Source organism: Pseudomonas sp. Ga0074129 (genome assembly GCA_001465025.1).
Lineage (GTDB): Bacteria > Pseudomonadota > Gammaproteobacteria > Pseudomonadales > Pseudomonadaceae > Aquipseudomonas.
This window is the reverse complement of sequence record LNDO01000094.1, coordinates 15,860-28,488: the sequence shown is the minus strand read 5'-3', so window position 1 is coordinate 28,488 and position 12,629 is coordinate 15,860. Positions and strand designations below refer to the sequence as shown.

At 61.1% G+C, this 12,629-nt stretch carries 11 protein-coding genes; 5 read left to right on the top strand and 6 right to left on the bottom strand.

Features of this window, described 5'->3' with window-relative positions; all coding sequences use genetic code 11:
- Positions 1 to 43: 43 nt before the first annotated feature.
- From AUK77_RS14225 to AUK77_RS14215, 3 genes are all read right to left on the bottom strand, one after another.
- Complete coding sequence (locus AUK77_RS14225; protein WP_296130737.1) at positions 44 to 499, bottom strand: NfeD family protein; 456 nt, start codon at positions 497 to 499, stop codon at positions 44 to 46.
- Positions 500 to 502: 3 nt separating this feature from the next.
- Positions 503 to 1,423 (bottom strand): SPFH domain-containing protein, encoded by a 921-nt coding sequence (locus tag AUK77_RS14220; RefSeq protein WP_296130735.1) that lies wholly within the window; start codon positions 1,421 to 1,423, stop codon positions 503 to 505.
- Between the two features lie 97 nt (positions 1,424 to 1,520).
- Positions 1,521 to 3,110: a L,D-transpeptidase family protein gene (locus AUK77_RS14215; RefSeq protein WP_296130733.1), complete on the bottom strand. Its 1,590-nt coding sequence runs from the start codon at positions 3,108 to 3,110 to the stop codon at positions 1,521 to 1,523.
- 110 nt (positions 3,111 to 3,220) lie between these two features.
- Here AUK77_RS14215 and AUK77_RS14210 point away from each other — a divergent pair, with 110 nt between their 5' ends.
- Positions 3,221 to 3,940: a murein L,D-transpeptidase catalytic domain family protein gene (locus AUK77_RS14210; RefSeq protein ID WP_296130731.1), complete on the top strand. Its 720-nt coding sequence runs from the start codon at positions 3,221 to 3,223 to the stop codon at positions 3,938 to 3,940.
- 4 nt (positions 3,941 to 3,944) lie between these two features.
- Here AUK77_RS14210 and AUK77_RS14205 read toward each other — a convergent pair whose 3' ends face one another.
- Positions 3,945 to 5,729, bottom strand: coding sequence for a GspE/PulE family protein (locus tag AUK77_RS14205; protein WP_296130728.1), 1,785 nt, complete (start codon positions 5,727 to 5,729; stop codon positions 3,945 to 3,947).
- Positions 5,730 to 5,870: 141 nt separating this feature from the next.
- Positions 5,871 to 6,545 (bottom strand): ribose-5-phosphate isomerase RpiA, encoded by a 675-nt coding sequence (gene rpiA, locus AUK77_RS14200; RefSeq protein WP_296130726.1) that lies wholly within the window; start codon positions 6,543 to 6,545, stop codon positions 5,871 to 5,873.
- A gap of 279 nt (positions 6,546 to 6,824) precedes the next feature.
- On the opposite strand from rpiA, the gene ilvA reads away from it, so the two are divergent.
- Together ilvA and AUK77_RS14190 are read left to right on the top strand one after the other, a co-directional pair.
- Entirely contained in the window at positions 6,825 to 8,348 is a 1,524-nt protein-coding gene (ilvA, locus tag AUK77_RS14195; RefSeq protein ID WP_296130723.1) for a threonine ammonia-lyase, biosynthetic, read from the top strand.
- Between the two features lie 26 nt (positions 8,349 to 8,374).
- The gene (locus tag AUK77_RS14190) at positions 8,375 to 8,815 is read left to right on the top strand and encodes a DUF2269 family protein (protein ID WP_296130720.1); all 441 of its coding nucleotides are present in this window, start codon (positions 8,375 to 8,377) and stop codon (positions 8,813 to 8,815) included.
- Positions 8,816 to 9,047: 232 nt separating this feature from the next.
- Here AUK77_RS14190 and AUK77_RS14185 read toward each other — a convergent pair whose 3' ends face one another.
- Positions 9,048 to 9,701: an HAD family hydrolase gene (locus AUK77_RS14185; RefSeq protein WP_296130716.1), complete on the bottom strand. Its 654-nt coding sequence runs from the start codon at positions 9,699 to 9,701 to the stop codon at positions 9,048 to 9,050.
- Positions 9,702 to 9,845: 144 nt separating this feature from the next.
- On the opposite strand from AUK77_RS14185, the gene AUK77_RS14180 reads away from it, so the two are divergent.
- On the top strand, positions 9,846 to 10,325 hold the full coding sequence (locus AUK77_RS14180) for an RNA pyrophosphohydrolase (protein ID WP_296130714.1): 480 nt from the start codon (positions 9,846 to 9,848) through the stop codon (positions 10,323 to 10,325).
- 18 nt (positions 10,326 to 10,343) lie between these two features.
- Positions 10,344 to 12,623, top strand: a complete 2,280-nt coding sequence (gene ptsP / locus AUK77_RS14175) for a phosphoenolpyruvate--protein phosphotransferase (protein WP_296130711.1) — start codon at positions 10,344 to 10,346, stop codon at positions 12,621 to 12,623.
- Positions 12,624 to 12,629 lie beyond the last annotated feature (6 nt).

Sequence of the window (12,629 nt, the reverse complement as noted above, 5' to 3'; positions counted from 1 at the left end):
GCAAACCGGCACTGGGCGTTGTCCGCTAGTGCCGGGTCATGTGTCAGGCTGATTGCTCGGCCTCAACCCGCAGCACCACGCCGTCCTGGCCCACCACGCGCACTGGCGTGCCTGCCGGTAGGTTTGGGCCGCTGACCAACCACAATGAATCTCCGGCTTTTATCTTGCCGCGCCCTTCATGGATGGCTTCATGCAGGGCAAAGGTGCGCCCCATAAATTCGCTGCCACGCTGGTTCAGCCCCGGCTGGTCGGAGGGTTTGGCGGCGCTGCGCTGGCGCTGCCACCAGAACACTGCCGTCAGCACCGACAGCAGGCCGAACAGAATAAACTGCGCCGCCCAGGGCAAGCCCGGGAAGATAAAGGTCAGCAGGCCGACGCTGGCGGCGGCCAGGCCGATCCACAGCAGATAGCCACCTGCGCCGAACACTTCAAGAATCAGCAACAGGGTGCCGATGGCCAGCCAGTTCCAGTACGACAGGTGCTGCAGCGTGTCCCACATGGTTTACCCCTTCTTCTCGGCGAAGGTCGCTTTAACGATTTCACTGATACCGCCCACCGCGCCAATCACCTGGCTGGCTTCCAGCGGCATAAGAATGACCTTGCTGTTGTTGGCACTGGCCAGTTGGCCAAGGGCTTCGATGTACTTCTGTGCGACGAAGTAGTTGACGGCCTGCACGTTACCCTGAGCAATCGCCTCGGAAACCATGCGTGTGGCTTCGGCTTCGGCCTGTGCAGCACGCTCGCGCGCTTCGGCTTCTAGGAAGGCCGCTTGGCGTTGGCCTTCGGCCTTGAGGATGTCGCCTTGCTTCTGCCCCTCAGCGGTAAGGATGGCCGCTGCACGCAGGCCTTCGGCTTCGAGAATCTGCGCGCGCTTGATGCGTTCGGCTTTCATCTGCCCGGACATAGCGGCCATCAGGTCGGCGGGCGGGCTGATGTCCTTGATTTCGATGCGGGTGATCTTGATGCCCCAAGGTGCGGTGGCTTCATCCACAGTCTTGAGCAGGCGTTCGTTGATCGCGTCACGCTGGCCGAGCATGGCGTCCAGTTCCATCGAGCCGAGTACGGTGCGGATATTGGTCATCACCAGGTTGCGGATGGCGTGTTCGAGGTTGTTCACCTCGTAGGCGGCTTGCGCCGAATTGATGATCTGGAAGAAACAGATGGCGTCAATCTGCACCGTGGCGTTGTCGGCGGTGATCACTTCCTGCGGCGGGATGTCCAGCACGTTTTCCATGACGTTGAGTTTGCGGCCGATCTTGTCCATCACCGGCACGATGATGTTCAGGCCCGGTTTGAGCGTGTTGGTGTAGCGGCCGAAGCGCTCCACCGTCCACTCGAACCCCTGTGGCACGACTTTGAATCCCATAAATACGATGGCGACGGCGAGGCCGACAAAGAGAAAAATAACGCTGCCAATTTCCATGTGCTGAAGCTCCTGTGGGGTGGGTTGTTGAGTATTTCGGCTATCTAAGCACAGTTACCGGCCACGGTGCTGTCGACCGGGTGGCAGGGTCCGTTGATCAGAAGGCGGTTGCCTGCATCATGGCGCTGATCAGGTGCTGGTCACGGTCATAGATGTCCGGGTAATAGCGCAGCGTGCCATCCGCGCTGGCCTCGGCGGTCCAGTAGGCCATCAGTAAATGCGCGGGGTGTTGCGGCCGGTAAGACTGGGTGTGACCGCTGCTGATCTGCGTTTGCACCTGTTGCAGCTCGTCCGGGCTGAGCAGCCAGGCCAACAGGGTATCGACGCCCTCAACCCGTACGCAGCCGGAACTGAACGCGCGGGGTGCCTTGCTAAACAGGTGCTGGCTGGGCGTGTCGTGCAGGTACACGGCAAAGGGGTTGTCGAAACGCAGCGCCACCTTGCCGAGCGGGTTATGGCGGCCAGCGTCCTGACGCAAGCGGATGGCTCCGGGGTTGTTCCAGTCCAGCGTGTTGGGGTCGAGGACATTGCCGTCACGGTCGAGCACACTCATCTGCTGCTGTTGCAGAAAACTCAGATCGGCGCGAATCGCCGGCAGTTTGTCTTCGCGCAGGATGGTCGGCGGTACGGTCCAGGTGGGGTTGAGGCTTAGGCGGTCGATGCGCGAAACCAGCAGCGGCGTTTGCCGTTCGCTGCGGCCCACCTGCACGCGGCTGCGCCATTGCAGTTGCCCTTGCTGATAAATCTGCAACTCGCCTGCTGCGATATTGACCAGCACGTGCATATTTCGCAGGTCATCGGCGAGCCAGCGCAGGCGCTCCAAGTTGATGCGCAACTGCGCGCGACGCACCGCTGCGCTGACATTGAGCGCGGCCAGGCTGGCGGGACCGAGTATGCCGTCTGGATTCAGGCCGTGATCGGTTTGGAACTGTTGCACTGCGCGCTGCGTCGCCGGGTCGTAGTCATCTGCCGCCTCAGGCGTCGCGTCAGCGCTCAGGTAGCCTTGGGCGATGAGCCGGGTGCGCAAGGCCGGCAGGCGAGGGTCACGGCCACCGGGCTTGAGCAATACGCCGCCGTTAAGGGGTGTCCATTCGCGCAGAGGTTGCAGGCGCTGCTGCGCATACGCCTGGCGCAGGTGAAGGTAGTGCGGGTTGTCCGGACGTGCCTCGGTAAAGGCCTGCGCCGGTGTTTGCACATGCAGCAGGGCCAGTGACAGCGCCGCCAATTGGGCATCGGCAGCCGGTAAAGCCGGCGCGCGCCACATCGGTTCCAAGCGTTGTTGTGGCAAGCGGCCCTGGCGCAGGTGCAGCAGCGCTTGCAGGTAGCTGTGGCTGGTCAGCAGGTCGGCGCAGTCGAGGCGCTCGATCGGCGTGTGGGTGAGCAGTGGCAGCGGGTAGTCACTGAGGTTCAGTCCATCGTCGGCCAACTGTTCGATCTGCTCATGCAGTTGCAACAGTTGTGCGCGGGTTTGCCAGGCGGGCAGGCCGTTGCGTTGCTCATAAAACTGCTGCAACCGCGCCTGCGCTTTCTCGTCTAGGCTTGCCGGCAGGGGCGCGCAGTCGGTACCGAGCCTTGCCAGCAAAGGGCGCAAGTCGTTGGCTGGGGCAAACAGCGGGGTGCCCGCATTCGCGACCAGTGGCAGGAAGAGCAGGCAGAGGCTCAGGTAATATGATCGTTTTTTGAACAATCGTCTGCTCCGGTCCTTGGCGTTGCGTGAATGCTGCGCGTCGATCAACCTGAACAGTATAGACAGAGCCGTTGTTGGCTCCTGTGACAGACTCGGAAGTAAGGGTGCCTATGCATCGTCCCATTGCCCGGTTTTGCCTGTTGGCGCTGTGTTTGCTCGCCACGCCGCTGTCGGCGTTCGCCAGTGCGCCCGAAGCCTTGCTGCGTGACCTGGGCCGAATCGCCCCGGCGCTCAACTCGCAGGCCTTGCGCCATGCGCTGGCGGCGATGCAGTGCGCGGTCAATCATGGCGCTGAGCCGGCGCGCCGGTTGGCGGTGATCGACTACTCGTTGCCCTCTAGCCAGCGGCGTCTGTGGATTTTTGACCTGCAACGCAAGCGCTTGTTGCTGCAGGATTACGTCGCCCATGGGCGTAAATCCGGGGAGAACTTTGCGCAGGTTTTTTCCAACCAGTTGGGCAGCCACAAAACCAGCCTGGGCCTGTTCCGCACCGCCGAAAGTTATCGGGGTAAACACGGCTATTCCCTGCGTATGGACGGTCTGGAGCCGGGCCTGAATGACCGCGCCCGCGAGCGTGCCATCGTGATTCATGGTGCGGCCTATGTAACGCCAAACTGGGTGGCAAAACATGGTCGCTTGGGCCGCAGCCTGGGTTGCCCGGCGGTGCGCCCGGAAGTAGCACGCATGGTGGTGGACCAACTCAAGGGCGGGCAATTTCTGTTTGCCTGGCATAACGACCCGCGCTGGCAGCAGCACTCGGCCTATCTGCAATGTGAACCGCAGCGTGTGGCGGATATCGTGGCCCGCCAGCAACGCTTGCCGAGAAGCTAAGCGCTTATTTCTGCTCGCTCTGCGGCGTCACCCGTAGCACTTCTTCGATGGTGGTCAGCCCTGCCGCGACCTTTTGCGCGCCGGACAGGCGCAGGCTGCGCATGCCCTCTTTGAAGGCGTGGCGGCGTAGGGCAATCAGGTCGGTATCTGCGGTGATCAAGGGCTTCATCGCATCATTGATCAGCATGATTTCATACACCCCGGCGCGGCCTTTGTAGCCTGTGTCGCGACATTCCAGGCAGCCCACGGCGCTGTGCGCCTGCGTCGGCAGCGGCGCGCTCCAGGGTTTGGTCAGGCTTTGCCAACCGTCTTCATCCAGCGTGTGCGGCGCTTTGCAGTGCGGGCATAGGGTGCGCACCAGACGCTGAGCCATGACCCCGAGCAGGGTGGCCTTGAGCAGGTAGTGCGGCACGCCGAGTTCCAGCAAGCGGGTGATGGCGCTGGGCGCGTCGTTGGTGTGCAACGTGGACAGCACCAAGTGCCCGGTCAGCGCCGCCTGGATGGCCATTTCGGCGGTTTCCAAGTCGCGAATTTCGCCGACCATGATGATGTCCGGGTCTTGGCGCATCAGTGCGCGCACGCCGCTGGCAAAGGTCAGGTCGATATTGCTCTGCACCTGCATCTGGTTGAAGGCCCCTTCGATCATCTCGATCGGGTCTTCGATGGTGCAGACGTTGACCTCTTGCGTCGCCAGTTGCTTGAGCGTGGTGTACAGCGTGGTGGTTTTACCCGAGCCGGTGGGGCCGGTGACCAGAATGATGCCGTTGGGCTGGCTGGTCATGCTCTGCCAGCGCTTTAAGTCGTCAGCGGAGAAACCCAGCTGATCGAAGCTTTTCAGCAGCACTTCCGGGTCGAAAATCCGCATCACCATCTTTTCGCCAAAGGCGGTGGGCAGCGTCGAGAGGCGCAACTCCACTTCGCCGCCGTTGGGGATTTTGGTTTTAACGCGACCGTCCTGTGGTTTGCGCTTTTCGGCGACGTTCATCCGGCCCAGGCTTTTCAGGCGGCTGACTACGGCCATGGTCACCTGCGGCGGGAATTGGTAAACGGTGTGCAGCACGCCGTCGATGCGAAAACGCACGCTGCCCTGTTCGCGGCGCGGCTCGATATGAATGTCACTGGCGCGCTGCTGGAAGGCGTACTGAAACAGCCAGTCGACGATATTGACGATGTGCGCGTCGTTGGCGTCGGGTTCCTGATCCTGTGCACCGAGGTTGAGCAGTTGCTCAAAGTTGCCGGTGCTGCTGATCTTCATGTCGCCTGCCGAGGCCCCGCTGACCGACTTGGCCAGGCGGTAAAACTCCACGGTGAAGCGCTGGATCTCGGCCGGGTTGGCCACCACGCGCTTGATCGGGCGTTTGAGCACATGCACCAGGTTTGCTTCCCAGCTGTGCACCAAGGGCTGGCTGCTGGCGATGGTGACGCTGTCATTGTCCACCGCGACGGCGAGAATCTTGTGGCGTTGGGCGAAGGCATAGGACATCAGCGGCGTGATGGCAGCGACGTCGATTTTCAGTGGATCAATGCGCAGGTAGGGTTGCCCGGCTTGTTCGGCCAGCCAGACGGTCAACTCTTCAAGCTCAAGTTTTTTGCCCGGCTGTTTGCGGTCGTCGAGCTGCTGGGCGGCAAGGAATTCCAGCGGGTGCTGCTTGTTGTTGACCGCGCTGCGGCGAATGGTCAGGCATTGCTCGGCGCTGTCCTGATCAATGCGGCCTTGCGTCACCAGCTCACGGAGCAGGTCAGCCAGTTCCAGCGGGCGATCATGGGCGGTCGAGATGAATGCAGACATGAAGATTTCCTGATCCAGCTAAGCAATGCCGGCAGCATGACGCCAAGTGCTCGGGCTGTCTGCCGACTTGATCCATTTTTGCACAGCCATCCGGCAATGGCTGTGCTCAGGGCTGACGTACCACAGGCAGCCCGTTGGTGTTCAGGTGCGCTTCAGGGTTTTCACGCCTTCGGCTGTGCCCAGCAACAACAAGTCGGCCGGACGTGCGGCGAACAGGCCGTTGGTGACCACGCCGACGATGGCGTTGATCTGGTTTTCCAGTTCGACCGGGTTGCTGATCGACAGGTTAAACACATCAAGAATGACGTTGCCGTTATCGGTCACCACGCCCTCGCGGTACACCGGGTCGCCGCCCAGTTTGACCAGCTGACGGGCCACATGGCTGCGCGCCATCGGGATGACTTCCACCGGCAGGGGGAAGTTGCCCAGCACCGGCACCAGCTTGCTGACGTCGGCGATGCAGATAAATGTGCGGGCCACGGCCGCAACGATTTTCTCGCGGGTCAGGGCTGCGCCACCGCCTTTGATCAGGTTGAGCTGGGCATCGCTCTCGTCGGCACCGTCCACGTAGAACTCCAGATGGCTGACGTCATTCAGCTCATACACCGGAATGCCGTGGCCTTTGAGGCGTGCGGCGGTGGCTTCGGAGCTGGCGACGGCGCCGTCGAAGTCAAATTTGTGCTTGGCCAGCGCATCGATAAAGCAATTGGCGGTGGAGCCGGTGCCGACTCCGATCACACTCTTGGCGTCGAGGTTGGGGAGAATGAAATCGACGGCAGCCTGGGCGACGGCTTGCTTGAGTTGATCCTGGTTCATCATGGGGCCTGGCGTGGGAATAGAGGAAAGGCGCGAATTATAGCGCGGCTGCGTCGGCGACGTTAAAACCCTGCCTGTCAGACCGCGTGAGAGCGTAGCGAGCGAAGGTCAGGCAAGGCAAAAACAGGCGAGGACGCGGAGTGTACTTTTGTACATGAGCATTCCGAACCTGTTTTTAACGCCGCATCACCGAGCGCAGTAGCTCTCGCGTGGCCTGCTTATGTGGTCGATTAACGCAGCCCTGGGGTAGACTCGCGCACTCCCCGAAATTCGTTTGCGATGCCCGCCATGCTCGAACAGTACGTTAAGAAAATCCTCACCTCGCGCGTCTACGACGTGGCGGTGGAAACCCCGCTGCACGTCGCCAATCAGCTGTCCGAGCGTCTGGGCAATCAGATTTTGCTCAAGCGTGAAGACCTGCAGCCGGTGTACTCGTTCAAGATTCGCGGGGCTTACAACAAGCTGGCGCAGCTTTCGGCCGAAGAGCAGGCCCGTGGCGTAGTCACCGCCTCGGCCGGCAACCATGCGCAGGGGTTGGCGCTGGCGGCCAAAGTGCTGGGCGTTAAAGCGACCATCGTGATGCCTAAAACGACACCGGAGATCAAGGTGCAGGGCGTGCGCTCGCGTGGCGGCAAGGTGGTGCTGCATGGCGACAGCTTCCCCGAGGCGCTGGCCTATTCATTGAAGCTGGTGGATGAGAAGGGCTACATCTATATCCATCCCTACGATGACCCGCACACCATCGCCGGGCAGGGCACGGTGGCCATGGAGATCCTGCGCCAACAGCCGGGGCCGCTCGACGCCATCTTCGTGCCGTGCGGTGGCGGTGGGCTGATCGCCGGGATCGCCGCGTATGTGAAATACCTGCGCCCGGAAATCAAGGTGATCGGCGTCGAACCGGATGATTCCAATTGCCTGCAGGCCGCCATGGCCGCTGGCGAGCGTGTGGTGTTGTCCTCGGTCGGGCTGTTTGCCGACGGCGTGGCGGTGGCGCAAATCGGCGAGCACACCTTTGCCGTGTGCAAAGACTATGTCGATGAAGTGATCACCGTCAGCACCGACGAAATCTGCGCGGCGATCAAGGACATTTACGACGACACCCGCTCAATCACCGAGCCGGCCGGCGCGCTGAGTGTCGCCGGGATCAAGAAGTACGTGGAGCGCGAAGGCTGCAGCGGCCAGGTGTTGGTGGGTATCGACTCCGGTGCCAACGTCAACTTTGATCGCTTGCGCCATGTCGCCGAGCGCGCCGAGTTGGGCGAAAAACGTGAGGCGATCATCGCCGTGACCATTCCCGAGCAGCCAGGCAGCTTCAAGGCCTTCTGCGAAGCTATCGGCAAGCGGCAGATCACCGAGTTCAATTACCGCTTCCACCAAGACAAAGAAGCGCACATTTTTGTCGGTGTGCAGACCCACCCGGACACCGATCCGCGTGCTGCGTTGGTGCAAGGGCTGCGCGATCAAGGCTTCCCGGTGCTGGACCTGACCGAGAACGAACTGGCCAAGCTGCACATTCGCCATATGGTCGGCGGGCATGCGGCGGCCGTGCCGGATGAAGTGGTGCTGCGCTTTGAGTTTCCTGAGCGTCCAGGCGCGCTGTTTAATTTCTTACAAAAACTCGGTGGCCGCTGGAACATCTCAATGTTCCACTATCGCAACCACGGCGCTGCCGACGGGCGTGTGGTCGCCGGCCTGCAAGTGCCGAGCGACGAGCGCCATCTGCTGCCGGCCGCGCTCGAAGCCATCGGTTATCCCTACTGGGATGAAAGCGATAACCCGGCCTACAAACTTTTTCTTGGATAAGCCGGAAACCCGGCAGGAACGAATTAATGGAACATTACCCGTTGCTGAAAATGCTGCACATGTTGCCCGGCATCCTCTTGCTGATCGGCGTGCCCGTGCACCTGTTTATGTTGTGGAAAGCCTCACGCAGTGGCGATGCCGCTGTGTTGCAACGCAAGCTCAAGCGTACCCGCCTGATCAGCCTGCCGGTGCTCGGCCTGCTGGCCCTGAGCCTGCCGGTAACCGGCATGGCGCTGGTGGGCATCGTCGGCTGGCCGTTGAGCCAAACCTGGCTGCTGCTGAGCAGCGTGCTGTTTGTCGTGCTGATGGTGGTGGGCCTGCTGCTGGCCGGTCGTTTGGGTGCCTGGCAAGCCCTCGATGGTGCGCCGGCACCGAAGCGCCTGTTGGGCTTCTGCGCGGCTTATGCCGGGGTGATTATGCTGTTGCTGCTGGTGATCATGGCCCTGATGGGTGCTAAGCCGGTCTGATCGGCCGCTTAAACAAAAAACGCCGCCTGATTAGGCGGCGTTTTTGTTGGGGCCCGAATACAGTCGTCGCGGCTAAAGCGGATCGCCGCCCGGCCCCTCCCACCATGCTGAGCCGGCCAAGGTGTGAGGCGCTTCAGCGGCGTAGCCCGGATGCAATCCGGGGCAACAATGGCGGCCGCGCAACCGATTCCAGGATTGCATCCGGGCTACAGGTCGAAGAGCCGCCGACTATTCAGCGCAACGAAATCACCGGCCAGCCGCGCTGTTCGGCTTCGGCGCGCAGTTTCGCGTCGGGGTCGACAGCGAAGGGGTGGGTGACTTGTTCCAGCAGCGGCAGGTCGTTCATCGAGTCGCTGTAGAAGTAGCTGTCGTTGAGGTTCAGGCCGCTGTCTGCCAGCCAACGATTCAGGCGGGTGACCTTGCCTTCCTTGAAACACGGCACGTCAGTGGTGCGCCCGGTGTAGCGGCCATCCGCCATTTCGCATTCGGTGGCCAGCAGCGTGTCGACGCCCAGGCGCGCGGCAATCGGTGCGGTGACGAAGCGGTTAGTGGCGGTGATGATCAGCAGTTTGTCGCCTGCTTCGCGGTGCTCGGCCAGCAGCGCCTCGCCTTTGGCGAGGATGATGGGCTCGACGCAATCGCGCATAAACTCGCGGTGCCACTGATCCAGTTGGGCCATTTCCGTGCGGCCGAGGATTTCCAGGCTGAAATTCAGGTAATCGGTGATGTTCAGGCGGCCGGCCAGATAATCCTGATAGAAATCATCGTTGCGCGCCTTGTAGGCAATCCCGTCGAGAATGCCGCGTTCACATAGGTAATCACCCCACGCGTGGTCGCTGTCGCCGCCAAGCAGGGTGTTGTCGAGATCAAATAAAGCCAAACGCACAGAGGCACCTTTGCATAGTCGCTTCGAAAGGTTGTCAGATTAACGGCTTTTATAGGTCATTCCTATTACGCGCCCCGCTCGCGTTGCTGCTGTCGCAACCTTTGTGGAACAATGCCAAAACATGCGTTTACGAGGTTGTGCGCCGTGATCGATCCTGATGGTTTTCGCCCTAATGTCGGCATCATTCTGACCAATGATGTGGGCCAGGTTATGTGGGCGCGTCGGATAAACCAAGACGCTTGGCAGTTCCCGCAGGGCGGGATCAATGACCATGAGTCCCCGGAAGAAGCGCTCTACCGCGAATTGAATGAAGAAGTGGGCCTTGAGCAGCAGGATGTGAAAATTCTCGCCTGCACGCGTGGCTGGTTGCGTTATCGTCTGCCGCAGCGTCTGGTGCGCACGCACAGCCAACCGCTGTGCATCGGGCAGAAGCAGAAATGGTTTCTCCTGCGTCTGACTGGCTCGGAAGAGCGGGTGCGCATGGACCTGACCGGCAAGCCTGAATTTGATGGCTGGCGTTGGGTCAGTTATTGGTATCCGTTAGGCCAGGTGGTGACATTCAAGCGCGAAGTGTACCGTCGCGCCCTTAAAGAACTTGCTCCGCGCCTATTGGCGCGGGACTGACACAGGCTAAAGCCGAGCATGCTCAATACGCTGCGCAAGATCGTCCAGGAAGTAAACGCCGCCAAGGACCTCAAGGCGGCGCTGGGCATTATTGTGCAGCGTGTGCGCGAAGCCATGGGCAGTCAGGTGTGCTCCGTCTACCTGCTGGACCCGGAAAGCAATCGCTTCGTGCTGATGGCCACCGAGGGTCTGAATAAAAAGGCCATCGGTAAGGTCAGCATGGCCCCCAACGAGGGCTTGGTTGGCCTGGTCGGCACCCGTGAAGAGCCGCTCAACCTCGAACATGCCTCCGAACACCCGCGCTACCGCTACTTTGCCGAGACCGGTGAAGAGCGTTATGCCTCCTTCCTCGGTGCGCCGATCATCCACCACCGTCGGGTGATGGGTGTTCTGGTGGTTCAGCAGAAAGAGCAGCGCCAGTTCGACGAAGGCGAAGAGGCTTTCCTCGTTACCATGAGCGCGCAGCTCTCCGGGGTGATTGCCCACGCCGAGGCGACGGGTTCGATTCGCGGCCTTGGGCGCCAAGGCAAGGGCATTCAGGAAGCTAAATTCATTGGCGTGCCGGGTTCGCCCGGTGCGGCCGTGGGCACTGCTGTGGTGGTGTTGCCGCCGGCTGATCTGGATGTAGTGCCGGATAAAGCCGTCGATGACATCGCTGCCGAACTGGAATTATTCAATGCCGCGCTGGAAGGTGTTCGCAGTGACATGCGTGCGCTTTCGGCGAAGATGGCCACCCAGTTACGCCCGGAAGAGCGTGCACTGTTTGATGTCTACCTGATGATGCTGGAAGACGCCGCCCTCGGTAACGAGGTGGTCAAGATCATCCGTACCGGGCAATGGGCGCAGGGTGCGCTGCGCCATGTGGTCGGCGAGCACGTCAACCGCTTCGAATTGATGGACGACGCCTACCTGCGCGAACGCGCCAGCGACGTCAAAGACCTCGGGCGGCGCTTGCTTGCGTACTTGCAGCAGGCGCGCCAACAGACCTTGGTGTACCCGGATAACTGCATTCTGGTCAGCGAAGAGTTGTCACCGGCCATGCTCGGTGAAGTGCCGGAAGGCAAGCTGGTTGGCCTGATCTCAGTACAGGGCTCGGGTAACTCGCATGTGGCGATTTTTGCCCGCGCCATGGGCATTCCTACGGTCATGGGCGTGGTTGACCTGCCGTACTCGAAGATCGACGGCATTCAGCTGATCGTTGACGGTTACCACGGTGAAGTGTTTACCAACCCCAGCGAATTGCTGCGCAAGCAATACGCCGAGGTGGTGGAAGAAGAGCGGCAACTGGCACAAGGCCTAGATGCGCTACGTGCGCTGCCCTGCGAAACCCTTGACGGCCATCGCATGCCGTTGTGGGTCAATACCGGCCTGCTCGCGGATGTGAAACGTGCTCAAGAGCGCGGCGCTGAAGGGGTTGGTCTGTACCGCACCGAAGTGCCGTTCATGATCAAGGAACGCTTCCCCAGCGAAAAAGAGCAAATGGTGATCTACCGCGAGCAGTTGGCGGCCTTTCACCCCTTGCCCGTAACTATGCGCAGCCTGGACATCGGTGGCGACAAGGCGCTGAGCTATTTCCCGATTAAAGAGGAAAACCCGTTCCTCGGCTGGCGTGGCATTCGCGTCACCCTCGATCACCCGGAAATCTTCCTGGTGCAAACCCGCGCCATGCTCAAGGCCAGCGCTGGGTTGAATAACCTGCGCATTCTGCTGCCGATGATTTCCGGCACGCAGGAGTTGGAAGAGGCTTTGCACCTGATTCACCGTGCCTGGGGTGAAGTGCGCGATGAAGGCACCGATGTGCCGCTGCCGCCTGTTGGGGTGATGATCGAAATCCCCGCTGCGGTTTATCAGGTGCGTGAATTGGCGCGCCAAGTGGACTTCCTCTCGGTCGGTTCAAACGACCTGACCCAATACCTGCTCGCCGTGGATCGCAACAATCCGCGCGTTGCTGACTTGTACGACTTCCTCCATCCGGCGGTGCTGCAAGCGCTGCGTCTGGTGGTGGCGGGTGCCCACGCCGAAGGCAAGCCGGTGAGCATCTGCGGTGAAATGGCCGGTGATCCGGCTTGCGCCGTGCTGCTGATGGCCATGGGCTTTGATGGCCTGTCGATGAACGCCACCAACCTGCCCAAGGTGAAGTGGCTGTTGCGTCAGCTCAGCCTGACCAAGGCGCAGGAGCTGTTGAATCAGGTGATGAGCATAGACAACCCGCAAGTGATCCACAGCACCTTGCAACTGGCCCTGCGCAACCTGGGCCTGGGTCGCATGATCAACCCCGCCTCTGATATTCAGGCGTGAGCGCTC

What these genes read in the sequence shown, in the direction of transcription:
- AUK77_RS14225 (WP_296130737.1), bottom strand. Translation starts at nt 499, where the DNA reads ATGTGGGACACGCTGCAGCACCTGTCGTACTGGAACTGGCTGGCCATC.
- AUK77_RS14220 (WP_296130735.1), bottom strand. Translation starts at nt 1,423, where the DNA reads ATGGAAATTGGCAGCGTTATTTTTCTCTTTGTCGGCCTCGCCGTCGCC.
- AUK77_RS14210 (WP_296130731.1), top strand. Translation starts at nt 3,221, where the DNA reads ATGCATCGTCCCATTGCCCGGTTTTGCCTGTTGGCGCTGTGTTTGCTC.
- AUK77_RS14205 (WP_296130728.1), bottom strand. Translation starts at nt 5,729, where the DNA reads ATGTCTGCATTCATCTCGACCGCCCATGATCGCCCGCTGGAACTGGCT.
- rpiA (WP_296130726.1), bottom strand. Translation starts at nt 6,545, where the DNA reads ATGAACCAGGATCAACTCAAGCAAGCCGTCGCCCAGGCTGCCGTCGAT.
- ilvA (WP_296130723.1), top strand. Translation starts at nt 6,825, where the DNA reads ATGCCCGCCATGCTCGAACAGTACGTTAAGAAAATCCTCACCTCGCGC.
- AUK77_RS14190 (WP_296130720.1), top strand. Translation starts at nt 8,375, where the DNA reads ATGGAACATTACCCGTTGCTGAAAATGCTGCACATGTTGCCCGGCATC.
- ptsP (WP_296130711.1), top strand. Translation starts at nt 10,344, where the DNA reads ATGCTCAATACGCTGCGCAAGATCGTCCAGGAAGTAAACGCCGCCAAG.